Annotated in this window: 24 protein-coding genes; 13 read left to right on the plus strand and 11 right to left on the minus strand. The window is 75.0% G+C overall.

Annotated features, from left to right (window positions below; all coding sequences use genetic code 11):
• Nucleotides 1-27: 27 nt before the first annotated feature.
• Complete coding sequence (locus ACQP12_RS06365; RefSeq protein WP_433285811.1) at nt 28-1,479, minus strand: glycoside hydrolase family 3 N-terminal domain-containing protein; 1,452 nt, start codon at nt 1,477-1,479, stop codon at nt 28-30.
• A gap of 123 nt (nt 1,480-1,602) precedes the next feature.
• On the opposite strand from ACQP12_RS06365, the gene ACQP12_RS06370 reads away from it, so the two are divergent.
• A complete protein-coding gene (locus tag ACQP12_RS06370; RefSeq protein WP_433285813.1) occupies nt 1,603-2,778 on the plus strand; it encodes an ROK family transcriptional regulator in 1,176 nt (391 codons plus the stop codon).
• Between the two features lie 111 nt (nt 2,779-2,889).
• On the opposite strand, the gene ACQP12_RS06375 is transcribed toward ACQP12_RS06370, so the two are convergent.
• Both ACQP12_RS06375 and ACQP12_RS06380 read right to left on the minus strand, forming a co-directional pair.
• Nucleotides 2,890-3,900 (minus strand): ABC transporter permease subunit, encoded by a 1,011-nt coding sequence (locus tag ACQP12_RS06375; protein WP_357937631.1) that lies wholly within the window; start codon nt 3,898-3,900, stop codon nt 2,890-2,892.
• Nucleotides 3,897-4,901, minus strand: a complete 1,005-nt coding sequence (locus ACQP12_RS06380; protein WP_357937629.1) for an ATP-binding cassette domain-containing protein — start codon at nt 4,899-4,901, stop codon at nt 3,897-3,899. The genes ACQP12_RS06375 and ACQP12_RS06380 overlap by 4 nt, the downstream gene beginning before the upstream one ends.
• 132 nt (nt 4,902-5,033) lie before the next feature.
• On the opposite strand from ACQP12_RS06380, the gene ACQP12_RS06385 reads away from it, so the two are divergent.
• Both ACQP12_RS06385 and ACQP12_RS06390 read left to right on the plus strand, forming a co-directional pair.
• Nucleotides 5,034-5,873 (plus strand): ABC transporter ATP-binding protein, encoded by an 840-nt coding sequence (locus ACQP12_RS06385; RefSeq protein WP_433285815.1) that lies wholly within the window; start codon nt 5,034-5,036, stop codon nt 5,871-5,873.
• 20 nt (nt 5,874-5,893) lie between these two features.
• Nucleotides 5,894-6,793, plus strand: a complete 900-nt coding sequence (locus ACQP12_RS06390) for a ribokinase (RefSeq protein ID WP_433285817.1) — start codon at nt 5,894-5,896, stop codon at nt 6,791-6,793.
• Between the two features lie 2 nt (nt 6,794-6,795).
• Here ACQP12_RS06390 and ACQP12_RS06395 read toward each other — a convergent pair whose 3' ends face one another.
• The gene (locus ACQP12_RS06395; RefSeq protein WP_433285819.1) at nt 6,796-7,764 is read right to left on the minus strand and encodes a helix-turn-helix domain-containing protein; all 969 of its coding nucleotides are present in this window, start codon (nt 7,762-7,764) and stop codon (nt 6,796-6,798) included.
• 71 nt (nt 7,765-7,835) lie between these two features.
• Between ACQP12_RS06395 and ACQP12_RS06400 the strand changes: the two genes are divergently transcribed.
• Complete coding sequence (locus ACQP12_RS06400) at nt 7,836-8,288, plus strand: rhodanese-like domain-containing protein (RefSeq protein WP_433285821.1); 453 nt, start codon at nt 7,836-7,838, stop codon at nt 8,286-8,288.
• A gap of 2 nt (nt 8,289-8,290) precedes the next feature.
• Here ACQP12_RS06400 and ACQP12_RS06405 read toward each other — a convergent pair whose 3' ends face one another.
• Both ACQP12_RS06405 and ACQP12_RS06410 read right to left on the minus strand, forming a co-directional pair.
• Nucleotides 8,291-9,019 carry a hypothetical protein gene (locus ACQP12_RS06405; protein ID WP_433285823.1) on the minus strand — a complete coding sequence of 243 codons (729 nt, stop codon included), beginning with the start codon at nt 9,017-9,019 and terminating at the stop codon, nt 8,291-8,293.
• Between the two features lie 72 nt (nt 9,020-9,091).
• Nucleotides 9,092-9,574 carry a DUF6232 family protein gene (locus ACQP12_RS06410; protein WP_433289145.1) on the minus strand — a complete coding sequence of 161 codons (483 nt, stop codon included), beginning with the start codon at nt 9,572-9,574 and terminating at the stop codon, nt 9,092-9,094.
• Between the two features lie 68 nt (nt 9,575-9,642).
• Between ACQP12_RS06410 and ACQP12_RS06415 the strand changes: the two genes are divergently transcribed.
• Nucleotides 9,643-10,074: a nuclear transport factor 2 family protein gene (locus tag ACQP12_RS06415; RefSeq protein WP_433285825.1), complete on the plus strand. Its 432-nt coding sequence runs from the start codon at nt 9,643-9,645 to the stop codon at nt 10,072-10,074.
• On the opposite strand, the gene ACQP12_RS06420 is transcribed toward ACQP12_RS06415, so the two are convergent.
• Nucleotides 10,020-10,535 carry a DUF6232 family protein gene (locus ACQP12_RS06420; RefSeq protein WP_433285827.1) on the minus strand — a complete coding sequence of 172 codons (516 nt, stop codon included), beginning with the start codon at nt 10,533-10,535 and terminating at the stop codon, nt 10,020-10,022. The genes ACQP12_RS06415 and ACQP12_RS06420 overlap by 55 nt on opposite strands.
• A 138-nt stretch (nt 10,536-10,673) precedes the next feature.
• Here ACQP12_RS06420 and ACQP12_RS06425 point away from each other — a divergent pair, with 138 nt between their 5' ends.
• The 4 genes from ACQP12_RS06425 to ACQP12_RS06440 all read left to right on the plus strand — a co-directional run bounded on the left by ACQP12_RS06425 (nt 10,674) and on the right by ACQP12_RS06440 (nt 15,111).
• Nucleotides 10,674-11,447, plus strand: coding sequence for an enoyl-CoA hydratase-related protein (locus tag ACQP12_RS06425; RefSeq protein WP_357937613.1), 774 nt, complete (start codon nt 10,674-10,676; stop codon nt 11,445-11,447).
• 107 nt (nt 11,448-11,554) lie between these two features.
• The gene (locus ACQP12_RS06430; protein ID WP_433285830.1) at nt 11,555-13,177 is read left to right on the plus strand and encodes an acetolactate synthase; all 1,623 of its coding nucleotides are present in this window, start codon (nt 11,555-11,557) and stop codon (nt 13,175-13,177) included.
• Between the two features lie 153 nt (nt 13,178-13,330).
• Nucleotides 13,331-14,305 (plus strand): ATP-binding cassette domain-containing protein, encoded by a 975-nt coding sequence (locus ACQP12_RS06435; RefSeq protein WP_433285832.1) that lies wholly within the window; start codon nt 13,331-13,333, stop codon nt 14,303-14,305.
• The gene (locus ACQP12_RS06440) at nt 14,302-15,111 is read left to right on the plus strand and encodes an ABC transporter permease (protein WP_433285834.1); all 810 of its coding nucleotides are present in this window, start codon (nt 14,302-14,304) and stop codon (nt 15,109-15,111) included. The genes ACQP12_RS06435 and ACQP12_RS06440 overlap by 4 nt, the downstream gene beginning before the upstream one ends.
• On the opposite strand, the gene ACQP12_RS06445 is transcribed toward ACQP12_RS06440, so the two are convergent.
• From ACQP12_RS06445 to ACQP12_RS06460, 4 genes are read right to left on the minus strand one after another with little or no spacing between them, the layout of a single operon-like run.
• Nucleotides 15,095-18,364, minus strand: a complete 3,270-nt coding sequence (locus ACQP12_RS06445; RefSeq protein WP_433285836.1) for a BTAD domain-containing putative transcriptional regulator — start codon at nt 18,362-18,364, stop codon at nt 15,095-15,097. The two genes, ACQP12_RS06440 and ACQP12_RS06445, sit on opposite strands and share 17 nt — an antisense overlap.
• A gap of 38 nt (nt 18,365-18,402) precedes the next feature.
• On the minus strand, nt 18,403-18,810 hold the full coding sequence (locus tag ACQP12_RS06450) for a PLD nuclease N-terminal domain-containing protein (protein WP_357937603.1): 408 nt from the start codon (nt 18,808-18,810) through the stop codon (nt 18,403-18,405).
• Between the two features lie 28 nt (nt 18,811-18,838).
• On the minus strand, nt 18,839-19,138 hold the full coding sequence (locus ACQP12_RS06455) for a DUF202 domain-containing protein (protein ID WP_433285838.1): 300 nt from the start codon (nt 19,136-19,138) through the stop codon (nt 18,839-18,841).
• A complete protein-coding gene (locus ACQP12_RS06460; protein WP_357937599.1) occupies nt 19,135-19,521 on the minus strand; it encodes a YidH family protein in 387 nt (128 codons plus the stop codon). The genes ACQP12_RS06455 and ACQP12_RS06460 overlap by 4 nt, the downstream gene beginning before the upstream one ends.
• Before the next feature lie 41 nt (nt 19,522-19,562).
• On the opposite strand from ACQP12_RS06460, the gene ACQP12_RS06465 reads away from it, so the two are divergent.
• The 4 genes from ACQP12_RS06465 to ACQP12_RS06480 all read left to right on the plus strand — a co-directional run bounded on the left by ACQP12_RS06465 (nt 19,563) and on the right by ACQP12_RS06480 (nt 22,908).
• Nucleotides 19,563-20,360, plus strand: a complete 798-nt coding sequence (locus tag ACQP12_RS06465; RefSeq protein ID WP_433285840.1) for a GNAT family N-acetyltransferase — start codon at nt 19,563-19,565, stop codon at nt 20,358-20,360.
• Between the two features lie 2 nt (nt 20,361-20,362).
• On the plus strand, nt 20,363-20,767 hold the full coding sequence (locus tag ACQP12_RS06470; RefSeq protein WP_357937595.1) for a hypothetical protein: 405 nt from the start codon (nt 20,363-20,365) through the stop codon (nt 20,765-20,767).
• A gap of 390 nt (nt 20,768-21,157) precedes the next feature.
• The gene (locus ACQP12_RS06475; RefSeq protein WP_433285842.1) at nt 21,158-21,937 is read left to right on the plus strand and encodes an electron transfer flavoprotein subunit beta/FixA family protein; all 780 of its coding nucleotides are present in this window, start codon (nt 21,158-21,160) and stop codon (nt 21,935-21,937) included.
• 11 nt (nt 21,938-21,948) lie between these two features.
• On the plus strand, nt 21,949-22,908 hold the full coding sequence (locus tag ACQP12_RS06480; RefSeq protein ID WP_433285844.1) for an electron transfer flavoprotein subunit alpha/FixB family protein: 960 nt from the start codon (nt 21,949-21,951) through the stop codon (nt 22,906-22,908).
• Nucleotides 22,909-22,970 lie beyond the last annotated feature (62 nt).

Raw genomic sequence — 22,970 nt, forward strand, 5'->3', positions numbered from 1 at the left:
GTACCCCGGAAACGGGCCGCGCAGACCTCAGCCGGCCAGGCCGAGCACCTGTGCCGCCGCGCGGCCGTTGGCGTGACTGGCGCCGTACGTGGTGACGAAGGCCCGCGCGCCGGCCGGCCGCCAGTCGCCCGGCCAGCCCATCTCCACCACCGTCACCGGGTGCGTGGCGGCCAGCGCCTCGACAAGTTCCCGTGCCCCGGGCAGCCGGTGCAGGTGGCGGCCGACCAGCACGACGGGGCGGTCCCCGGCGCGGGCGCGCAGCTCGTCCGGGTCGGTCTCGCCGGCCAGCGCGCGGACCACCTCCGCCCCGGCCAGGTGCGGGCCCAGCCCCCACGGCACCCGCCCCTCGGCGATGGTGGAGGTGGCGTGCACCTGCACCACCAGCGGTGCGGCCAGGCCGGTGACGTCGCCCTCGACGCGTACCGCGCGCAGTGCGGCGGCGTAGCCGAGGCCGTCCGGGGTCTCGGCCGCGGAGCCACCCGCGCCGGTCCAGGCGGCCAGCTCGGCGGCCCGGCCGGCGGCCTCCTCGACCCGGGTCCGGTCCAGCCGGCCGTCGCCGAGCCCGGCAACGATCGCGTCGACGACATGCTCCACCAGGCCGGCGTCGACCTTCGCGCCGATGCAGAGCAGGTCCGCCCCGGCGGCCAGGGCGCGGACCGCCGCCGGCCCCACCCCGCCGGCGGCCAGCGCGGCGCCCTTCATCTCCAGCGCGTCGGTGATCACCGCGCCGGTGAAGCCGTACTCGGCGCGCAGCAGGTCGACCAGGACCGCCCGGCTGAAGGTGGCCGGACCGTCACCGGTCAGCGCGGGCACGCGGATGTGGGCGGTCATGACGGCGCGTACCCCGGCGTCGATCACCGCGGCGAACGGCGGCAGGTCGCGCTCGCGCAGCACGGCCGGCGGTACGTCGACGGTGGGCAGCTCGTAGTGGGAGTCGGCGACCGTCGCGCCGTGCCCGGGGAAGTGCTTGGCGCAGGCGGCCACCCCGGCGGACTGGAGGCCGACGACCGCGGCGGCCGAGTGGACGGCCACCCGGACCGGGTCGGCGCCGAACGAGCGGGTGCCGATCACCGGGTTCTCGTCGGCGGTGTTCACGTCGACGGTCGGGGCGAGGTCGAGGTTGATGCCGAGGGCGGCCAGCTCCGCGCCGATCGCCGCGTACACCTGGCGGGTCAGGGTCGGGTCGTCGACCGCGCCGAGGGCCGCGTTGCCCGGGTAGGGGCTGCCGGTGGCGTGGGCCAGCCGGGTGACGTCCCCGCCCTCCTCGTCGATGGCGATGAGCACGTCCGGGCGGCCGGCGCGCAGCGCCGCGGTGGTCGCCGCCACCTGGGCCGGGTCGTGGATGTTGGTGCCGAACAGGGTGTGCCCGGCGAGCCCCTCGGCGAGCAGGTCGACCGCCCAGTCGGGCGGGACCGGGCCGACGTACGCCGCCAGCAGCGTGCCCAGCGCGAGCCGGCGGAGTCCTGGATCCAACCCCACGAGTATCCCCTTTCCCTGCCGGGTCGTCCGACGACCCCGGATCGGGGTGGCCGATACGCTAACGGACACCCCTCGGCAGGCGTTTTGTGGTTAGCAAACTTTACTGAAAATTGAGGACGTGGCATGAGTGCGACCCGGCTGCCCGGCACCCCCCGACTGTTGCGGGCACTCAACGACCGCGCGGCGCTGGAACTGCTGCTCGAGCAGGGTCCGCTGACCCGGGCGCGGATCGGCGAGCTGACCGGGCTCTCCAAGGTCACCGCGTCCCAGCTGGTCGAACGGCTGGAGGAGCGCGGCCTGGTCGCCCGGGTCGGCGAGCAGGCCGGCGGGCGGGGCCCGAACGCCCAGCTCTACGCGGTCCGGCCGGGCAGCGCGTACGTGGTCGGCGTGGACGTCGGCGCCGAGCGGGTGGTGGCCGCCTGCGCCGACATCACCGGGGCGGTGGTCGGCCGGGTCGAGCAGTCCACGAAGGACACCGACGACCCGGTCGGCGTGGTGCACAACGCGGTGGTCCAGGCGGCCAGCAGCGCCGGCGCCGAACTGTCCAGCGTGCGGCGGATCGTGCTCGGCACCCCCGGCCTGGTGGACCCGGGCACCGGCGACATCACGTTCGCGTTCAACCTGCCCCGCTGGCACAGCGGCCTGCTCGCCGCGCTGCGCGAGGACCTGCACACCCCGGTGGTCTTCGAGAACGACGTGAACCTGGCCGCCGTGGCCGAGGCGCAGTCCGGCGCGGCGCAGGGCACGGCGGACTTCGTGCTCGTCTGGCTGGACGCCGGTGTCGGTCTGGCGATCATGCTGGGCGGGCGGCTGCACCACGGCAGTAGCGGCGCGGCCGGCGAGATCGGCTACCTGCCGGTGCCCGGCGTACCCATCCCGCGCGACGTGTCGAAGCGGGCCAAGCCGGCGTTCCAGCAGCTCGCGGGGGCCGACGCGGTCCGCGCGGTGGCCGCGGAGCACGGGTTCGCGGCGGCCGGCGCGGCCGGCGCGGTGCGCGCCGCGATCGCCGCCGGGCCGGCGGGCGGCCCGCTGCTGGACGAGTTGGCGCGCCGGCTGGCGCTCGGGGTGGCGAGCACCTGCGTGGTGCTCGACCCGCCGCTGGTGGTGCTGGCCGGCGAGGTGGGGCGGGCCGGCGGGGCGGCGCTGGCCGAGCGGGTGCAGCACGAGGTCGCCGCGATCACCCTGGTCCGGCCCCGGGTGGTGAGCACCGGGCTGACCGAGGAGCCGATCCTGCGCGGCGCCCTGCGCACCGCTCTGGACGAGGTGCGCGACGAGGTGTTCGGCTCGACGGTCGGCTGACCGCCGGCCCGTCGTCACCGCTGCCGCCATGTGAAGGAAGTCTTCACGAGGCAGCGAATCTCTGCAAGGAGTTGCCGGTGCGGCCCCGGTCCGGGGCCGCACCGGCGCCCCTCAGATCAGGTCGCGGCGGCGGAACACCGTGAAGGCGCCCACGACCAGGGCGGCGGCCAGGCCGAACAGGACCACCAGCCCCGGCGCCCAGCCCAGCGTGTAGTAGCCGTCGCAGAAGCCCGCGATGTCACCGACGCACGCGTCGTTGTCCCAGAACCGGGCCTCGCCGGTGAGCCAGGCCCCCAGGTAGCTGGAGAGCATGAACCGGTCCGGGCGGGCCACCGACAGGATCTGGAACACCAGCCGGGCGCCCAGCTCCCACACCACCAGGTAGGCGGCCACCGTGCCGAGCGCCGCCGAGGTGTGCCGGCCCAGCGTCGCCAGGGCGAAGCCCAGCGCCGCGGCGAGCAGCACCAGCACCAGGCCGCGCACCCAGACCGCCGCCAGCGACGACCAGAAGTCGCCGCCCAGCCGCCCGGCGAGCCCGGAGGCCTCGCCGATCAGCCAGAACATCCCCAGGTACGCCACCGACGCCACCGCGGAGAGCCCCAGCAGCCCGCCGAGCAGCGTGCCCAGCTTGGCGCCGAGCACCACGAGCCGGCGTGGACGCCAGAGCAGCAGGTTGACCACGCCGCCCGAGTTCAGGTCGGCGCCGATGTAGGAGGCGCCCACCAGGAACCCGAACATCGCCAGGAACGCGATCAGGAAGTAGAGCAGCGGTTCGGCCTCGTTGGCGAAGACGAACACCCCGCTGAGATAGTCGGAGGCGCCCGGCAGCTTCTCCATGAGGGCCGGGTCGATCTGCGCGCAGTCCCGCGGCAGGTAGTCGTTCTCGTCCGGCGTCACCGTGCCCGCCTTGATCCGCAGGCAGCGGTCGTGCGCCAGCTCCATGTTGCGCACCTCCTCGGCGGCCTGCGCCTGGGCCCGGCCCAGCTCCACCGGCGTGGGCCGGTGCGAGCCGGCCAGCGTGGTCGCCACGGTCACCGCGAAGGCCGCCACCAGCAGCAGCACCATGAGCTGGACGAAGCGGCGGGCGGCCAGCCGCTCCAGCTCGGCACGGACCAGGTTCACGCGCCCACCTCCCGACTCTCGCGGACGTCCAGGTCGATCACTCCGTCGTTCGGCGGGGCCCCGTCCACCTGGCGGGGCAGCGCCGGGTGCGGGTGGTCGCCGGTCAGCTCCAGGAAGACGCTCTCCAGGTCGGGCCGGAGCGGGATCAGCTCGCGTACCCAGAGGCCCTGCTCGCCCAGCGTGCGGCTGATCAGCTCCGGCTCGACGACCCCGGTCACCACCAGGTGGTCGGTGCGCGCGGTCACCGCCATGCCGGCGCGGCCGAGCAGCTCCACGGCCCGCTCGGGCTCGGCCACCCGGACCTGCCACTGGTGCTGGTCGAAGCCGGCCAGCACGGCCTCCACCGGCCCGTACGCGACCCGCCGGCCCCGGCTGATGATCGTCACGTGGTCACAGATGAGCTGGATCTCGGCGAGGATGTGGCTGGAGAGCAGCACGGTCACGCCGGCCGCGGCGAGCGACCGGGTGAGGTCCCGCATCTCCCGGATGCCGGCCGGGTCCAGGCCGTTCGCCGGCTCGTCCAGGATCAGCAGCTGCGGGTCCTTGAGCAGCGCCGAGGCCACCGCCAGCCGCTGCTTCATGCCCAGCGAGTAGCCCTTGACCCGCTCGTCGCCCCGCTCACGAAGGCCGACCTGCTCCAGCACCTCGTCGACCCGGGAGGTCGGCACCCCGCCGGCCAGCGCCAGCAGCCGCAGCGTCTTGTGCGCGGTGAAGTTGCCGAAGAACTGCGGGCTCTCCACGATCGCGCCGACCCGCCCGGCGACCTCGGCCAGCCGCTCCGGGGACGCCGCCCCGAGCACGCTCATCCGGCCCGCGTCGGGCCGGACCAGCCCGAGCAGGGCGCGCAGCGTGGTGGTCTTCCCCGAGCCGTTCGGCCCGAGGAAGCCGTGCACCTGCCCGGCCTCGACCAGCAGGTCGAACCCGTCGACGGCGATCCGGCGCCCCTGGCGCAGGGTGTGGAACGTCTTGCGGAGACCGGCGATCTCGATGACCGCGCTCATCCGCAAGCCTCCCGGCAGCGGTCGGGCATGGGACGTCCTCCCGGAGTGGTGACCAACGACACGGCGCCCCACCCTATTGCCGCGACGCCGCCCGTGGGGGGCACCGGGCCGGCTGCGTGGTTGGATGGACCGGTGACTGGTGACCTGATCCCCGGCGCCGCCGGCGCCCCCGCCCCCGCACCCGTGGACGCGGATCTGGTGGTCAGCCTCGACGGGGTCGGCGTCAGGCGCTCCGGCAGCATGCTGGTGCAGGACGTCGACTGGCGGGTCGAGCTCGACGAACGCTGGGTGCTGCTCGGCCCGAACGGCGCCGGCAAGACCACCCTGCTCAACCTCGCCGCCGGCCGGCTGCACCCGACCACGGGCACGGCGCACGTGCTCGGCGAGCGCATCGGCCGCACCGACGTCAACGAGCTGCGGACCCGCATCGGCCTCTCCACCGCCACGCTCGCCGAGCGGATCCCTGGCGACGAGCGGGTCACCGACGTCGTGGTGACCGCGGCCTGGTCGGTGGTGGGGCGCTGGCGGGAGAGCTACGACCGCACCGACGAGGCCCGCGCCCGCGCGCTGCTCGGCCAGCTCGGCGTCGCCCACCTCGCCGAGCGGACGTACGGCACGCTCTCCGAGGGCGAGCGCAAGCGGGTGCAGATCGCCCGGGCCCTGATGACCGACCCGGAGCTGCTGCTGCTCGACGAGCCCGCTGCCGGGCTCGACCTGGGCGGCCGCGAGGACCTGGTGGCCCGCCTCGCCGAGCTGGCGTACGACCCGGACGCCCCGGCCATGGTGCTGGTCACCCACCACGTCGAGGAGATCCCGCCGGGCTTCACCCACGCGCTGCTGCTGCGTGAGGGTGGCGTCGTGGCGCAGGGCCTGCTCGCCGAGACGCTCACCGCCGACAACCTGTCGAAGACGTTCGGCCTGCCGCTGGTCGTCGCGAGGGCCGGCGAGCGCTGGACCGCGCGCGCCGCCTGAGCCCGACGGGAGGGTACGCCGTGCCGCAGACCCGGGTCGCCGTGGTGGGCAGCGCCAACATGGACCTGATCGGCACGGCCGCGGTGCTGCCCCGGCCGTGGGAGACCGTGCTCGGCGACGACTTCGTCATGCTGCCCGGCGGCAAGGGCGCCAACCAGGCCGTCGCCGCCGTGCGCGCCGGCGCCTCCTGCGTCTTCCTCGGCGCGATCGGCTCGGACGCCTTCGGGGTCACCCTCAAGGCGCGGATCACCGCGGCCGGCGTCGACACCGGCCACCTCCGGGTGGTGTACGGCCCCTCCGGTGTCGCCCTGGTCATGGTCGGCGGCGCGGGGGAGCACGCCATCCTGGTCACCCCCGGCGCCAACGGCGCGTTCACCAACCTCACCGAGGGCGAGCTGGCCGCCGTACGCGAGGCGGACGTGCTGGTCGCGCAGCTGGAGGTGCCGGTGGAGACGGTGACCGCGGCGGCGCTGGCGGCCCGGTCGGCCGGCACCCGGGTGGTGCTCAACGCGGCGCCGGCCCGGCCGGTGCCGGCGGAGCTGCTGGCCGCGACCGACCTGCTGGTGGTCAACGAGACCGAGGCGCGGGCGCTCACCGGGCGGGGCGCCGACGAGCCGGGGGCGCTGCTGGAACTGGTGCCCCGGGCGGTGCTCACCCTCGGCGGCGACGGCGCCTGGTACGTCGAGCGCGACCGGCCGGCCGTGCACGTCCCGGCCGTGAAGGTCGACGTGGTCGACTCCACCGCCGCCGGTGACGCCTTCACGGCCGCCCTGGCGGTGGCCTGGGGCGAGGGGCGCGAGCTGGTCGAGGCGGTGCACTGGGCGGCGGCGGCCGGGGCGGCCTGCGTCCGCAAGCTCGGCGCCTCGGTGGCGCTGCCCCGCCGGGTGGAGATCGACGAGCTGTTCAGCCGGCCGGCCTGACCTCAGGCGGCGCCCGCCCGGAACGCCCGCCGGTACGCCGACGGCGACGTCCGCATGGCCCGGCCGAAGTGGTGCCGGTAGGTGACCGGGCTGTCGAAGCCCACCGCCGCCGCGATCCCGGCCACCGGCGCGTCGGTCGTCTCCAGCAGTGCCAGGCTTGCCCGCACCCGCTGGTCGATCAGCCAGCGGATCGGGCTGGTCCCGGTGGCCCGGGCGAAGTGCCGCAGGTAGCTGCGGGTCGACAGGTGCGCCTGCCGGGCCAGCGCCGCCACGGTCAGCGGCTCGGCCAGGTGGCGGACCGCCCAGGCCAGGCTCGCGGCGATCCGGTCGTCGTCCGGGTCGACGCTCACCGGCGCCTCGATGAACTGGGCCTGCCCGCCGTCGCGGTGCGGTGGGATGACCAGCCGGCGGGCCACCGCGTTCGCCACCGCCGCGCCGAAGTCGCGCCGGACCACGTGCACGCAGAGGTCCAGCCCGGCGGCGCTGCCCGCGCTCGTGAGGATGTCGCCATCGTCCAGGTAGAGCACGTCGGGGTCGACCGTGACCGCCGGGTGGCGGCGGGCCAGCAGGTCGGCGTACCGCCAGTGGGTGGTGGCCCGCCGGCCGTCGAGCAGGCCGGCGCCGGCCAGGGCGAAGGCGCCGGAGCAGATCGACATGAGCCGGGCGCCCCGGTGGTGCGCCCGGCGCAGCGCGGCGACCAGCTCGGGCGACGGGTCGACGGTCACGTCCGGCACCCCGGGCAGGATCACCGTGCCGGCCCCGGCGAGGGTCTCCAGGCCGTACGGGGTGTGCAGGGCGGCCCCGCCGACGACCGGCACCGGCCCGGGACGCTCGGCGCAGACGGTGAGCCGGTACCAGTCGACCTCCAGCTCGGGCCGGGGCAGCCCGAACACCTCGGTCACGATGCCGGTCTCGAAGACCGACATTCCCGGGTACGCGAGCACCGCCACGGTCCGATCCACGGAGGTCATGGCGGGATGTTAGCGAAGGACGGCGATCACGCCACTCCCGCCGGCAGGCCGCCCGCCCGCAGGATCGGGGCATGACCTTCTCCGTGCCGCCGGCCGACCCGGCGACCGCCGCCGCCCACTTCCGCGCCCGACTCAGCTTCGAGACCGACGTCAGCGACGTGCACGCCGCCCTGGAGGCGGGCACGCCCGGACTCGTGGTGGTCGACTCCCGGGGCGACGCCGCGTGGCGGCAGGCCCACCTGCCCGGCGCCCTGCACCTGCCCACCGCCGAGATCGCCGCCCGGGCCGCCGACCTGGTGCCCGCCGGGTCGACCGTGGTGACGTACTGCTGGGGACCGGGCTGCAACGGGGCCACCCGGGCCGCGCTGGAGTTCGCCCGGCTCGGCCATCCCGTGAAGGAGATGCTCGGCGGCTTCGAGTACTGGGCGCGGGAGGGCCTGCCGGTCGTCACGTCGGCCGGCACGGTGCGCCGCCGGGTGGACGACCTGACCGCGCCCCGGTCCGCGGTCGCCTGCGACTGCTGACGTCAGTCGACGGGCTCGTCGGTGAGGCGTTCGCCCCGCCGGCGCAGCATGCCGAGCCCGGGGATGCCGGCCACGGCCAGCTTGAGGTCGCGGGTGACGGCCAGCAGGTCGTGCAGGTCCGGGCCGACCCGGTCCAGGGTGGCCAGGATCGGCAGCACGTCCGAGGTCAGGTGCTCCTTCAGCTTCGGCAGCTCGTCGACGAGCCGGATGGCCGCGGTCACCTCCTCCGGGCTCAGCTGCTCGACGAACCGGGCCGCCATCGGCGCGGCCCGGCGCAGCGCCGGCTCGTACGCGCCCAGCAGCTCGGCCGCCGTGCCGGCCGCCTCCTCGGCGGTGACCACCGTCCCGGCGGCCCGGACGGCCACCGCGTCGGCCTCGGCGACCAGGGCAGCCGCAGCCCGGGCCACCCGGTCCGCCTCGCCCACCACAGAGGCGGCGGCCGTGGCGACTCCCGTCGCGGTCTCGATCGCCTCGGTGGCGGCGGCGCTGATCACGGCGACCTCCCGGACCGCCGCGTCCGCGTCGTCGAGCACCCGGTCGGTGCGGTCGAGGGTGCCCTCGATCCGGTCGACCACCCCGTTGATCCGCCGTACGAGCGCCTCCACCTCGTCGAGCACCGCGAAGGCGCGGGCCGGCACGGCGGCGAACGCGGCGGCCGAGCCGAGCGCCTGGTCCAGGGCGGAACGGGTGAGCCCGACGACGGCGCCGGGACGGGGGAGGGGAATCGCCATGCCACCCAGTGTGCGTCCCGCCGGCCAGGACCGCCGGGTGGCAGCGGGGCGGCCAGCGTCACACCCGGACGGTCAGCGACGGTCGCCCTGCTGCTCCACTGCCCGCTGCACGGCGCGGTAGATCTGGCCGAACCGGAGCGCGTCGGGCGTGCGCAGCAGCAGCACCTCCCGGCCGTGGTGCTGCACCCACAGCTCGTGCACCCGGTTGCCCCGCTCGTAGGAGCGGTCCAGCCAGCCGAGCGGCACCTCCAGGAACGGGGTCAGGGCCAGCCCGACCACCACGAACGCGGCCAGGATGACCAGCGCCAGCTTCCAGTCGCCCCGGTCCTGCGCGGCCCAGGCCAGCGAGAGCGCGCAGACCAGCGCCACGAGCGGCGGCAGCGACAGCAGCAGGACCAGCACCCCGCGCCCCAGGACCCGGCCCCGGACCGCCAGGGTGGTCGCACCGCGGGCGTGCCAGACGTACGTGACGTCGGCGAGCGCGACGACGTGCCCGCCGGCGTGGATGGCCTTGGAGGTGACCTGTACCGCGTCGTCCCGGTAATAGAGGGTCATCATTCAGCCTAACCACCCCACGTCCAGAGGGGACGGTGCGGCGACGGCCGGCGGGGTAGCGTCCCGGCATGGCGGACCGGGACGCGGCCGAGGCGGCCGGCACCGAGCAGCAGCGCAACATCGAGGCGGTCCGGCGCTATCTGCGGACCTTCGTCACCAAGGATCTGGCCGAGCTGGCCGAGGTGGTCGCCGAGGATGTGGAGATCTACGGCTCGGGCACGGCGGTGCGCGGCCGGCGCTACCCCGAGGCGGCCGTCTCCTCGCCCGGGCTGACCGTGCTCGACCAGCGGATCCTGGAGATCTTCGCGGCTGGGGACCGGGTGGTCGTCTCGATGGCGCAGACCTACCGGCGGGACGCGACCGGGGCCACCACGGTGCAGAGCGCGTGCAAGATGTACCGGCTGGCCGGCGGGCGGATCGTCCAGTTCTGGGGCGAGCAGGACACCTACGGCCTGCTGCGCGGTCTCGGGCTGCTGCCCGACGTGCCGATCACGTTCTGACGCCGCGGCGGGTTGCTCTCCATGGCCCGCTGCACCGCCCGGTAGATCTGGCCGAAGCGCAGCGCGTCGCCCATGTGCAGCAGCCGCACCGGCCGGCCCCGCCAGCGCGCCCACATCTCCAGCTCCCGGCTGCCCCGGGCGTACGAGCGGTCGAGGTGTTCGAAGAGCACGTCGGCGAGCGGCCCGATGCCGAGGCCGACCAGCACGGACGCTCCGACGATGGCGATGGTGACCACGGCGGAGCGGTGCAGCCAGACCGCCAGGCCGATGCCGAGCACGGCGGCCACCAGCGGGCCGGCGAGGGCGGCGCCGATCGCGCCCCGGCCGGCGAGCACCCGCCAGGAGCGGTCGCCCCGCCGGTGCCACACCACGGTCAGTTCGGCGAGGGGATAGCTGCGCCCGTCCACCCGGACGGCGGTGGAGGTGACCTGGACCGACTTGTCGTCGTAATAGGTGATCATGGCCTCACTCCCGGTGCAGGGGCGGCGACAACTCCAGCTCGCCGCGCAGCGACCTGGAGCCGTCGACACCACACTGTCTACCCCAACGACCCTGGTCGTAAGGTTGGCACGCGACTTCGACGAGGAAGTGAGGGCAGCGTGGGCGAGTTCGTCAGGCTGGAAGTGAAGGACGGCATCGGCACCATCCGGCTGGAGCGGCCGCCGATGAACGCGCTCAACACCCAGGTGCAGGAGGAGTTGCGCGCCGCCGCCGCGGCGGCCACCGCCGACGCCGAGGTCCGCGCGGTCATCGTGTACGGCGGCGAGAAGGTCTTCGCGGCCGGCGCGGACATCAAGGAGATGGCGGACATGTCCTACGTGGACATGGCCGGCCGGGCAGCCGACCTGTCCAGCGCCCTGGGCGCCATCGCCCGGATCCCCAAGCCGGTGGTCGCCGCGATCACCGGCTACGCGCTGGGCGGCGGCTGCGAGCTGGCCCTGGCCTGTGACTGGCGGATCGTGGCCGACGACGCCAAGCTCGGCCAGCCGGAGATCAGGCTCGGCATCATCCCGGGCGCCGGCGGCACCCAGCGGCTGGCCCGCCTCGTCGGCCCGGCCCGCGCCAAGGACCTGATCATGACGGGCCGGATGGTCGACGCCGAGGAGGCGCTGCGGATCGGCCTGGCCGACCGGGTGGTCCCGGCCGCCGAGGTCTACGAGGCCGCGGTCGCCTACGTGAAGCCGTACCTGACCGGCCCGGTGCAGGCGCTGCGGGCGGCCAAGCTGGCCGTCGACGGCGGCCTGGACATGGACCTCAACTCCGGCCTGGCCTGGGAGAGCCAGCTCTTCGCGGCGCTGTTCGCCACCGACGACCGGCGCGAGGGCATGGCCGCGTTCGTCGAGAAGCGCAAGCCGGGCTTCACCGGCCGCTGATCCGCCGTCCCGGGTCGGCGGCCGTCCCGCCGCCGACCCGAGAACGGTTCACATCCCGCTTACCGGCCAGTAGCGTGTGACTCCGGTCATGACGAAGGGAAGTGGCGATGACGGAACGGGTCGAGGGGCACGGCGGCGAGCTGGCCCTCGCGGCGCTGCGCGCGCACGGCGTACGGGAGATGTTCACCCTCTCCGGCGGGCACGTCTTCCCGCTCTACGACGCGGCGCACCGGACCGGCTTCGGAATCTACGACGTCCGGCACGAGCAGTCCGCCGTCTTCGCCGCCGAGGCGGTGGCGAAGCTCCAGCGCCGCCCCGGCCTGGCCGTGCTCACCGCCGGCCCCGGCGTCACCAACGGCGTCTCCGGCCTGACCAGCGCCTTCTTCAACGCCTCGCCGGTGCTGGTGCTCGGCGGGCGGGCCCCGCAGTTCCGCTGGGGCTCCGGCAGCCTCCAGGAGATGGACCACCTGCCGCTGGTCGCCCCGGTCACCAAGCACGCCGAGACGGTGTTCAGCGCCGACGACATCCCGCGCGCGGTGACCGCGGCCCTCACCGCCGCGCTCACCCCGCACCGCGGCCCGGCCTTCCTCGACTTCCCCCTGGAGGCGGTCTTCTCGGTCGGCGAGGCCGACCTGCCCGCGGTCACCCCGCCGGCGGCGATCGAGGCCGACCCGGACGAGGTCGCGAAGGCCGCCGCCCTGATCGCCGCCGCGTCCCGGCCGGTGATCATCGCCGGCTCCGACGTGTACGCGGGCGACGCCGTCGAGGCGCTGCGGGCCGCCGCCGAGTCCCTCCAGGTGCCGGTCTTCACCAACGGCATGGGCCGCGGCGCGCTGCCGCCGGAGCACCCGCTCACCTTCGCCAAGGCCCGGCGGGTCGCCCTCAAGAACGCCGACGTGGTCGTGGTGGTCGGCACCCCGCTCGACTTCCGGCTGGGCTTCGGCGACTTCGGCGACGCGCAGGTGGTGCACGTCGTGGACGCGCCCAGCCAGCGCGCCGGGCACGTCCAGCCCGCCGCCGCTCCCGCCGGTGACCTGCGGCTGATCCTCACCGGGTTCGCCGAACACCCGGGCAACCGGGCCGACCACGCCGACTGGATCGCCCAGTTGCGCACCGCCGAGGACGCCGCGAAGGCGCGCGACGCGGAGGAGATGGCCGCCGAGACCGACCCGATCCGCCCGGCCCGGGTCTACGGCGAGCTGCGCAAGGTGCTCGCCCGCGACGCGATCACCATCGGCGACGGCGGGGACTTCGTCTCGTACGCCGGGAAGTACCTGGAGCCCGCCCAGCCCGGCACCTGGCTCGACCCCGGCCCGTACGGCTGCCTGGGCACCGGGATGGGCTACGCCATGGGGGCCCGGGTCAGCCACCCCGACCGGCAGATCTGCGTGCTGATGGGCGACGGCGCGGCCGGCTTCTCGCTGATGGAGGTCGAATCCCTGGCCCGCCAGCGGCTCCCGGTGGTGATCGTGGTCGGCAACAACGGCATCTGGGGCCTGGAGAAGCACCCGATGCGCGCCATGTACGGCTACGACGTGGCCGCCGACCTGCAGCCCGGGCTGCGCTACGACAAGGTGGTCGAGGCGCTCGGCGGCGCGGGCGAGACGGTGGAGAAGGCCGCCGACCTCGGCCCCGCCCTGACCCGCGCGTTCGACGCCGGCGTGCCGTACCTGGTCAACGTGCTGACCGATCCGGGCGACGCGTACCCGCGCTCGTCGAACCTGGCCTGACCTCGACGCCGCGGCCGCCGTCGCCCGGGTGACCGGCGACGGCGGTCGCGTCGTTCTGCCCGGAGGTAAATCAGCGGTCTGTCAGCGCCTGTCGCCGTAACGTCAGCGCCGTCGCTCAAGGTGGGGTGACCAGCGAGAACGACGGGAGCAACGATGACTTACGCGATCCGCGCGGAAGGTCTGGTGCGCCGCTTCGGCGCCACCACCGCGCTGGCCGGGGTGGACCTGGCCGTCCCCACCGGGACGGTGTTCGGGCTGCTCGGGCCGAACGGGGCGGGCAAGACCACGGCGGTCCGGGTGCTGGCCACCCTGCTCGCCGCCGACGAGGGGCACGCCACGGTGGGCGGCTACGACGTCCGCCGCGACGCCCACCGGGTGCGCCAGCTGATCGGCCTCACCGGCCAGTACGCCTCGGTCGACGAGAACCTCACCGGCACCGAGAACCTGCTGCTCATCGGCCGCCTGCTCGGGCTGTCCCGGGCCGACGCCCGGGCCCGCGCCCGGGCGCTGCTGGCCGACTTCCAGCTCACCGACGCCGCCGAGCGGGCCGCCAAGACCTACTCCGGCGGCATGCGCCGCCGGCTCGACCTGGCCGCCAGCCTGGTCGGCCGCCCGCAGGTGCTCTTCCTCGACGAGCCGACCACCGGGCTCGACCCGCGCAGCCGCAACGAGCTGTGGGACATCGTCCGCACCCTGGTGGCCGACGGGGTGACCGTGCTGCTCACCACGCAGTACCTGGAGGAGGCCGACCAGCTCGCCGGCGAGATCGCGGTGGTCGACCACGGCCGGGTGATCGCCCAGGGCGCCCCGGAGGAGCTGAAGGCGCGCACCGGCGGCCAGGTGCTCACCGTCCGCCCGACCGATCCCGCCGACCTGCCGACCGTGGTGGCCGTCGCCGCCGAGGTCACCGGGGCCGCCCCGGAGGTCGCCCAGGCCACCGTCACCGTGCCGGTGAACGACCCAGACGTGCTGCCGGCCGTGGTCCGGCGGCTCGACGCCGCCGAGGTGGCGGTGGCCGAGCTGGCGCTGCGCGGCGCCAGCCTGGACGAGGTCTTCCTCTCCCTGACCGGTCACCGCGCCGAGCAGGACGCCCCGGCCCGCACCGACCTGGAAAGGATCCCGGCATGACCGCCGCCACCCTCGCCGCCCCGCTCGCCCCGGCCCGCCGCCCGGGCCTCGTCGCCGGGCTGCGGAACACCTTCACCCTGGCCTGGCGCAGCCTCGTGCAGATCAAGCACAACCCCATGGAGCTGCTCGACCTGAGCATCCAGCCGGTGATGTTCGTGCTGCTGTTCACCTATGTCTTCGGCACCGCGATCGCCGGCTCGCCGAGTGACTACCTGAAGTTCGCGCTGCCCGGGATCATCGTGCAGAACGCGTTCTTCGCCACCATGACCACCGGCTTCGGGCTCAACACCGACCTCACCAAGGGCGTCTTCGACCGGCTCCGGTCGCTGCCCGTGGCCCGCTGGTCGCCGCTGGCCGGCCGGATCCTCGCCGACACGGTCAAGCAGGCGTGGTCGGTGGCCCTGCTGATCGGCGTCGGCATGATCCTCGGCTTCCGGGTGGGCCACGGGTTCGCCGGGCTGCTGGCCGCGTTCGCCCTGCTGCTGGTCTTCTCGCTGGCCGCCTCGTGGATCTCGGTGCTGGTCGGAGTGCTGGTCAGCGAGCCGGACAAGGTGCAGATCTTCGGCTTCATGGTGATCTTCCCGCTGACCTTCACGAGCAACGCGTTCGTGCCGACCGACAAGATGCCGTCCTGGCTCCAGCACTGGGTGGAGGTCAACCCGGCCACCATCCTGGCCGACGCGCTGCGCGGCCTGCTGGTCTCCGGCCCGGTGGCCGGCCCGGTCGCCAAGTCGCTGATCTGGGCCGCCGTGCTGCTCGCCGTCTTCGCCCCGCTCGCGGTGCGGGCGCTCAGGCGTCGAGTGTGACGGCCACCGCCTCCGCGGCGGTCGCCCAGCGGTAACCCAGCCCGCCCGCGTACGCCTCGGCGAAGCCCGTCTCGCCGAGCGCGTCGCGGGCGGCCGCCTCCACCCGGGCGCGGTCCAGCACGGCGTGGTCGGGGCCGCCCCGGATCCCGGTCGCCGCACCGAGCAGCCGGGCGGCGGCCGCCGGCCGGCCGAGCCGCAGCGCCAGATCGGCGTAGCCGACCAGCACGGCCGCGACCACCGGGGCGTCCTGCGAGCTGAGCGCCAACTTCAGGGCCTGGTCGTGCCGGGTCCGGGCGGAGACCAGATCGCCGTCGGCGGCGTCCAGCACGGCCAGGGTGGACGCGTTGAGCGCGCGCCACTGCGGAGCGATCGCGCGGTCGCCCACCAGCCGGGCGCCCTCCGTGAGGCAGGCCCGCGCCCCGGCCCGGTCGCCCTCCGCGCGCAGCAGCTCCGCCCTGCCGTACGCGAGCGCCGCCCTCGTCTCGTCCGATGCGGACAGCTCGGCCTCGTGCACCGCCCGGCCCAGTTCCGCCCACGCCCGGTCCCGCTCGCCCCGCCGCCACAGGTTGTGCGCCAGCCGCAGCCGCATCTCCGGCACGTCCTCGCGGACGCCGAGCGCCTCGAAGTAGGTCATGGCCTCCTCGTGGTACGGAGTCGCCTCGGCGGCCTCGCCGCGCCGGTCGAGCAGGTCGGCCAGCGAGGTGAGGCTGAACGACATGCCCCACCGGTCGCCGACCTGGCGGTAGTGCGCCAGCCCGGCCCGCAGGTCGGCCTCCGCGTCGGCATCCGACAGGCCCCCGTTGAGCAGGGAGTGCGCCCGGATCAGCCGGGCGATGCCGGCCACCCACGGATCCGGGTCGTCGAACAGGGCCACCATGGCGGCCATGGCGGGCGACTGGAAGTTCGTGTCGAAAGCCGCCGCGATCGGCGCGGCGAGGCGCAGCAGCGGGTGTTCGTGCTCGCGCCCGAGGGACAGCTCCGCGGCCCGGGCCAGCCGTTCCCGGCTGACCGTGACCTCGTCGCTGCGGGTGTCGATCAGGTTCAGCGCGGCGGTGGCCAGGGCGAGGGCGGTGGCGGTGGGCGGCGTGTCGGCCACCCCGGGCAGCTCCAGCACCTGGCCGGCCAGGTCGGCGCCCTCGGCGCGCTGGCCGGTCAGCCACCAGTACCAGCCCAGCGCGGCGGCGTACCGGACGGCGGTGGGGGCGTCGCCGACGGCGATCGCGTGGCGCAGCCCGGCGTGCACGTTGTCGTGGTCGGCCGCGAGCCGGCGCAGCCAGTCCAGCTGCGCCGCGCCGCGCAGCTCGGGCTCGGCCGCCTCGGCCAGGGCCAGGTATTCGGCGGCGTGTGCCCGCCGGACCTCGTCCGTCTCGCCCGCCTCGGCGAGCCGGTCCAGGCCGTACTCGCGGATGGTCTCCAGCATCCGGTAGCGCGGCTCGCCCGTGCCGCCCGCCACCACCAGCGACTTGTCCACGAGCGCGGAGATGGCGTCGAGGACGTCCGCGACCGCTCCAGGTCGCGGCGCGGCGGCAGACGCGCCGAGCTGGAGTGGTCGTTCGACGGCGCAGACCCGCTCGACCGCGTCCAGGGTCGCGCCGCCGGCGAAGACGGCCAGCCGCCGCCAGAGCGCCCGCTCCCCGTCGCCGAGCAGGTCCCAGCTCCAGTCGACCACGGCGCGCAACGTCTGGTGCCGGGGCAGGGCCGTCCGGCTGCCGCCGGTCAGCAGCCGGAACCGGTCGTCCAGCCGGGTGTCCACCTGCGCCGCCGTCATGGCGCGCAGCCGGGCGGCGGCCAGCTCGATGGCGAGCGGCATGCCGTCCAGCGCGCGGCAGATGCGCACCACCGGGCCGACCGTGGCCGCGTCCACCGCGAAGTCCGGGCGGACCGCGCCGGCCCGGTCGGCGAAGAGCCGCACGGCCGGGTACGCCAGCGCGGTCGCCGGGTCCGCGCCGGCCGGGGGCAGGGCCAGCGACTCCACCGGCCGCAGCGCCTCCCCGGTGATGCCCAGCGGCTCCCGGCTGGTGGCCAGCACCCGCAACCCGGGACAGGCGGTGAGCAGACGTTCGGTGAGGCCAGCCGCCGCGTCGATCAGGTGCTCGCAGTTGTCCAGCAGCAGCAGGGCCGTACGCCCGGCGAGCGCGTCGACCAGCCGCCCGACCGGGTCGGCCGGCTCGGGGGCGCCGCGGCCGGCCCGGGCCAGCAGCGCCTGCTCGCGCAGGCCGAGCGCGGCGAGGGCGGCCCCCGGCACCTCGGCCGGGTCGGTGACCGGGGCGAGCGGCACCAGCCACACCCCGTCCGGGAAGCGGCCGGCCACGGCGCGGCCCGACTCCACCGCCAGCCGGGTCTTGCCGGCCCCGCCGGGGCCGGTGAGGGTGGCCAGGCGGGACCGGTCGAGCAGCCCGGCGACCCGGGCCACCTCCTCCTCGCGCCCGACGAAACTGGTCAGCGTGGCGGGCAGGTTCCCCCGGGCCGGGCGGGACGGACCACCCGGGTCGGCCGGGGCGGGTCGGTCGGCGCGGACGGGGGCGGCCGCCGGCTCGCCGCGCAGGACCTCCAGGTGCAGGGCGGCCAGCTCGGGGCCGGGGTCGGTGCCGAGGGTGTCGGTGAGGATGGCGCGCAGCCGTTCGTACTCGGCGAGGGCCTCGGCCGGGTGGCCGGCCCGGTGCAGCGCCCGGATCAGCAGCCCGGTCAGCCGCTCCCGCAGCGGGTGGGCGGCGACCAGCTCGCGCAGCTGCGGCAGCAGGGCGTCCGGCGCCGCCCGGTCCAGCCGCGCCTCGACCAGGTCCTCCGTGGCGGCGAGCCGCAGCTCGGTGAGCCGGGCCACCGGCGCCCGGGCGAAGTCCGCGTCGGCCACGTCGGCCAGGGCCGGGCCGCGCCAGAGCGCCAGCGCCTCGGCCAGCCGGCGGCAGCCCTCGGTCGGGTCGTCGACGAGCCGGGCCCGGGCGGCCCGGACCGCGGCCTCGAACCGGTGCGCGTCCACGTCGTCGGGTGCCACGGCGAGCCGGTAGCCGCCGGGCTGCGCCTCGACGGGCAGCCCGGCCCGGCGGAGCCGCGAGACGAGGGCCTGGAGCGCGTTCGCGGCCCCGGCCGGCGGCTCGCCCGCCCAGAGCGCGTCGGTGAGCCGGCCGGCGGTGACCGTGCGGCCCGGCTCCAGGGCCAGCAGGATCAGCAACCGGCGCAGCCGGGCGCCGCCCACCTCCACCGGCGTACCGGTGTCGGCGCGCAGCTCCAGGGGGCCGAGCAGGCTGATCCGCACGGCGTCGATTGTGCCCGCCCGGCGCCCGGTGGCGGCGCTCAGACCTCCGGCCGGTCCCGGTCGTCCTGCCCGCGGCGCAGCTCCTCCTCACGCCGGCGCAGGTCCTCCTCCCAGCGGCGGAGGCGTTCCTGGTCGTCGGCCCGCTTGCGCTCGGCGAGCGAGGAGAGGAACTCGGGGTCGTCGTCCGGCGCGACCTGCCGGGGGCGGTGCTGCTCGGAGAAGCCGTTCCCCATCGGCCAGGCGGTCCGCGTCCGCCGGGCGCCGGCCTCCCGGCCGGCGACGAACCAGGCGATCGAGCCGACCAGCGGGAAGAACAGGATGATCAGCACCCAGGCGATCCGGGGCAGCGCGCGGATCTCGCCCTCCTCGGCGGAGAGGCAGCTGATCAGGGCGCAGACGGCGAGCACGAGCTGGGCCAGGAAGAGCAGCCCGTAAAGGCGAACCATGCCGGACATCATGGCCCACCGGGGACGGTCAGCGCAGCCCGCGCAGCACGTGCACCACGCCCAGCAGCGCCAGGCCGGCGGCGGCCAGCGCGGTCAGCGGGATCGACCAGCGCGCCGGCCCGCGCGGCCCGGCGCCGGTGGCCCGGCGCCAGCCGGTCAGCAGGACGCCCAGCCAGGTGACCACGGCCAGCCCGGCCAGCAGCGCGTCGGCGGTGCGCCCGGTGAACGCCAGCCGGAGTTCCAGCACGAGGATCACGGTGACCGCGAGCAGCGTCCGTCGCCAGGCCAGCCGGGTGCGTTCCGGTTGCAGCCCCGGGTCCCGCCTCACCCGAGGCCCCGGGCCAGCACGACGGCCGCCAGCAGCAGCGCGCCGAGCGCGACCACCAGAGCCAGGACGGCCGGGAAGCGGGACGCGGGCAGCTCCTCGTCCAGCCGGATGGCCCGCTCGGTGCGGGCCCAGTGGTCGACCGCCCGGACGGCGACCGTGGCGCCGAGCAGCAGCAGCGCGACGGCGATCACCTCGCGCAGGTGCTCCAGGGGCAGCCGGGGGAGGAACTGCGCGGCGGCCAGCCCGCCGGCGATCAACGCCAGCCCGGTGCGCAGCCAGGCCAGGAAGGTCCGCTCGTTGGCCAGCGAGAAGCGGTAGTCCGGCCTGTTGCCGACCGACCGCAGCTCGCGCGGGTCGAACCAGCGCCTGATCGCCTCCCACACGGCCTCCATTATCCGCTTTGCCCGGTGCCTAGCCTGAAGGGATGACCGATCTTGACGCGCGGAGCCTGCGCGACGCCTACGACACCCAGATCCGCCCGGAGCTGCCCGACCCGGTGCCGGCCGGGGTGACCATCGACCGGGACGGCCCGCTGATCCGCATCCTCGGCCTGGACCACCGCGGCTTCATCACGTACCGGACGCTGGACGGGCTGGCCGGTGCCGAGCTGGACGCGCTGATCGCCCGGCAGGTCGAGTTCTTCCGGGCCCGGGGCGAGGGGGCCGAGTGGAAGCTCAACGGGCACGACGAGCCAGCCGACCTGGGCGACCGGCTGCGGGCCGCCGGCTTCGTGCCGGAGGACCTGGAGACGGTCGTGATCGGCCCGGTCGCGGCCCTGTCCGCCGCCGTCCCGACGCCGCCCGAGGGGGTACGCCTGCGCGAGGTCACCAGCCACGAGGACCTGCAACGGATCGCCGCCATGGAACAGGCGGTCTGGCAGGAGGACCGGAGCCACCTGGTGACCGGGCTGGCCCGGGAGATCGAGGCGGACCCGCAGTCGATCACGATCGTGGTGGCCGAGGCGGGCGACACCGTGGTCAGCGCCGGCTGGGTGCGCTACCTGCGCAACACCGGCTTCGCCACCCTCTGGGGCGGCTCGACGCTGCCGGAGTGGCGGCGCAAGGGCGTGTACCGGGCCCTGGTGGCGTACCGGGCGCGGCTGGCCGAGCAGCGCGGCAAGACCCTCGTGCAGGTGGACTGCTCGCCGGACAGCCGGCCCATCCTGGAGCGGCTCGGTCTCGTTGCGGTCACCACGACCACCCCGTACGTCTACACTCCGTGATCATGGAGCGGTTGACGGCGGACGAGCAGCTCACCCTCAAGACCGGAGCCTTCGGGGCCGTGTTCCTGGTCTCCAACGCGGTGCCCGGGATGCTGGCCATGGTGCGCGAGAGCATCGCCGCGTCCGGGGCGCTGGGCGGCGCCAGCGGGGTGGTCAAGGAGGCCCTCACCACCGGCCCGCTGCCGCAGCTGCCCCGGGACTCGGCGCTGGAGATCGAGGCGACCGTGCTGCCGGCGCTGGGCCGGGCCGTGGAGATCCTCCGGACCAAGTCACCGGGGGACGTCGAGGCGTACCGGTCGGTGGTGCTGGCCGCGGCCGACCGGGTGGCGCAGGCCCACCGGGGCATCGCGCCCGCCGAGGCGGCGGTGATCGACAAGATCAGGCATGCGCTGGCCGAGCCCGCCTGACCGGCTCGGCCGACCAGAGCGTGCGCACGCTGGCCCGGACGCAGCGGTCGCGGACGCGGCCGCAGGCGCAGCGGTAGGTCTCCGGGAGCATCCGGCGGCAGGCGCGGCGGACGGTCCCGGGGCCGTCCGCCGCGTCCCGCTCCCCCGTCGAAAGGCTCTTTTCCGGCATATCCGTCACCTCCCTATTTTGGGAGCTTACCCGCCGCGACGGAGCCCGGTGAGCTGTGTCACTCTGAGGCGCCGGGGAGCGGATGCTACTTGCGGGTAACATAAGCCCCGTGGGCAACTGCACAGCTCCGCGCGGTTGACCGAACGTTAAGTCACGCGCAAGGCTGCGCCCGTGACCGGGCGAGTGATCGCTACACCAAACAGGAGGGTCGTCGAAGCGCGATGAACATCGTCGTACTCGTCAAGCAGGTGCCCGATTCGGGCGCGGACCGCAACCTGCGTCCTGACGACAACACCGTCGACCGCGGTTCGGCGAACAACGTCATCAACGAGATGGACGAGTACGCCATCGAGGAGGCGTTGAAGATCAAGGAGGCGCACGGCGGCGAGGTCACCATCCTGACCATGGGTCCGGACCGGGCGACCGAGTCGATCCGCAAGGCGCTCTCCATGGGGCCGGACAAGGCCGTGCACGTGGTGGACGACGCCCTGCACGGGTCCTGCGCCGTGACCACCTCGAAGGTGCTCGCCGCCGCCCTGGGGCAGCTCAACGCCGACCTGGTCATCTGCGGCGCCGAGTCGACCGACGGCCGCGTGCAGGTCATGCCGCACATGATCGCCGAGCGGCTGGGCGTGGCCGCCCTGACCGGCGCGCGCAAGCTCACCGTCGACGGCGCCACGCTGACCGTCGAGCGGCAGACCGAGGAGGGCTACGAGGTGGTCACCGCCTCGACCCCGGCCGTCGTCTCCGTCTGGGACACCATCAACGAGCCGCGCTACCCCTCCTTCAAGGGCATCATGGCCGCCAAGAAGAAGCCGGTGCAGACGCTCTCCCTGGGTGACCTCGGCGTCGCACCCGCCGAGGTGGGCTTCGACGGCGCCACCAGCGCCGTGCTCGAGCACACCAAGCGCCCGCCGCGCTCCGGCGGCGAGAAGATCACCGACGAGGGCGAGGGCGGCGCGAAGCTGGTCGAGTTCCTCGCCACCGAGAAGTTCGTGTGAGAGGTCTGGACATGTCTGAGGTTCTCGTCGTCGTCGAAGCCACCAAGGAATTCGGCGTCAAGAAGGTCACCCTGGAGATGCTCACCCTCGCCCGCGAGCTGGGCACCCCGAGCGCGGTCGTGCTCGGTGGCGCCGACGCCGCCGAGGCGCTGAGCGCCAAGCTGGGCGAGTACGGCGCGGAGAAGATCTACGCCGCCGAGGGCGAGGAGATCGACGGCTACCTGGTGGCCCCGAAGGCCACCGTGCTGGCCGAGCTCGTCGGGCGGGTGCAGCCGGCCGCCGTGCTGCTCGCCTCCTCCCAGGAGGGCAAGGAGATCGCCGCCCGCCTGGCCGTCAAGCTGGAGAACGGCATCCTGACCGACGTGGTGGCCCTCGCCGCCGACGGCACCGCCACCCAGGTCGCCTTCGCCGGCTCCACCATCGTCAAGTCCAAGGTCACCAAGGGCCTGCCGCTGGTCACCGTCCGGCCCAACTCGCTCAACCCGGCCCCGGCCGCGGCCACCCCGGCCGTCGAGCAGCTCACCGTGTCGGTCTCCGACGCGGACAAGCTGGCCAAGGTCGTCGAGCGGGTCGCCGAGCAGAAGGGCTCCCGTCCGGAGCTCACCGAGGCGTCGGTCGTCGTCTCCGGCGGTCGCGGCGTCGGCAACGCCGACAACTTCAAGCTGGTCGAGGAGCTGGCCGACCTGCTCGGCGGCGCGGTCGGCGCGTCCCGCGCGGCCGTCGACTCCGGCTTCTACCCCCACCAGTTCCAGGTGGGCCAGACCGGCAAGACCGTCTCCCCGCAGCTCTACGTCGCGCTGGGCATCTCCGGCGCGATCCAGCACCGGGCCGGCATGCAGACCTCGAAGACCATCGTCGCGGTGAACAAGGACGCCGAGGCGCCGATCTTCGAGCTGGCCGACTTCGGCGTGGTCGGCGACCTGTTCAAGGTCGTCCCGCAGGCCGCCGAGGAGATCCGCAAGCGCAAGTGACCCCGTCACGACACGAGCCGCCGTCCGGTGATCCGGGCGGCGGCTCGCGTGTGTCGCGGCCC

The sequence above is a fragment of the Micromonospora sp. CA-244673 genome, from assembly GCF_050948395.1.
Lineage (GTDB): Bacteria > Actinomycetota > Actinomycetes > Mycobacteriales > Micromonosporaceae > Micromonospora.

What these genes read in the sequence shown, in the direction of transcription:
- ACQP12_RS06370 (WP_433285813.1), top strand. Translation starts at nt 1,603, where the DNA reads ATGAGTGCGACCCGGCTGCCCGGCACCCCCCGACTGTTGCGGGCACTC.
- ACQP12_RS06380 (WP_357937629.1), bottom strand. Translation starts at nt 4,901, where the DNA reads ATGAGCGCGGTCATCGAGATCGCCGGTCTCCGCAAGACGTTCCACACC.
- ACQP12_RS06395 (WP_433285819.1), bottom strand. Translation starts at nt 7,764, where the DNA reads ATGACCTCCGTGGATCGGACCGTGGCGGTGCTCGCGTACCCGGGAATG.
- ACQP12_RS06400 (WP_433285821.1), top strand. Translation starts at nt 7,836, where the DNA reads ATGACCTTCTCCGTGCCGCCGGCCGACCCGGCGACCGCCGCCGCCCAC.
- ACQP12_RS06405 (WP_433285823.1), bottom strand. Translation starts at nt 9,019, where the DNA reads ATGGCGATTCCCCTCCCCCGTCCCGGCGCCGTCGTCGGGCTCACCCGT.
- ACQP12_RS06410 (WP_433289145.1), bottom strand. Translation starts at nt 9,574, where the DNA reads ATGACCCTCTATTACCGGGACGACGCGGTACAGGTCACCTCCAAGGCC.
- ACQP12_RS06415 (WP_433285825.1), top strand. Translation starts at nt 9,643, where the DNA reads ATGGCGGACCGGGACGCGGCCGAGGCGGCCGGCACCGAGCAGCAGCGC.
- ACQP12_RS06420 (WP_433285827.1), bottom strand. Translation starts at nt 10,535, where the DNA reads ATGATCACCTATTACGACGACAAGTCGGTCCAGGTCACCTCCACCGCC.
- ACQP12_RS06430 (WP_433285830.1), top strand. Translation starts at nt 11,555, where the DNA reads ATGACGGAACGGGTCGAGGGGCACGGCGGCGAGCTGGCCCTCGCGGCG.
- ACQP12_RS06435 (WP_433285832.1), top strand. Translation starts at nt 13,331, where the DNA reads ATGACTTACGCGATCCGCGCGGAAGGTCTGGTGCGCCGCTTCGGCGCC.
- ACQP12_RS06440 (WP_433285834.1), top strand. Translation starts at nt 14,302, where the DNA reads ATGACCGCCGCCACCCTCGCCGCCCCGCTCGCCCCGGCCCGCCGCCCG.
- ACQP12_RS06450 (WP_357937603.1), bottom strand. Translation starts at nt 18,810, where the DNA reads ATGGTTCGCCTTTACGGGCTGCTCTTCCTGGCCCAGCTCGTGCTCGCC.
- ACQP12_RS06465 (WP_433285840.1), top strand. Translation starts at nt 19,563, where the DNA reads ATGACCGATCTTGACGCGCGGAGCCTGCGCGACGCCTACGACACCCAG.
- ACQP12_RS06470 (WP_357937595.1), top strand. Translation starts at nt 20,363, where the DNA reads ATGGAGCGGTTGACGGCGGACGAGCAGCTCACCCTCAAGACCGGAGCC.
- ACQP12_RS06475 (WP_433285842.1), top strand. Translation starts at nt 21,158, where the DNA reads ATGAACATCGTCGTACTCGTCAAGCAGGTGCCCGATTCGGGCGCGGAC.
- ACQP12_RS06480 (WP_433285844.1), top strand. Translation starts at nt 21,949, where the DNA reads ATGTCTGAGGTTCTCGTCGTCGTCGAAGCCACCAAGGAATTCGGCGTC.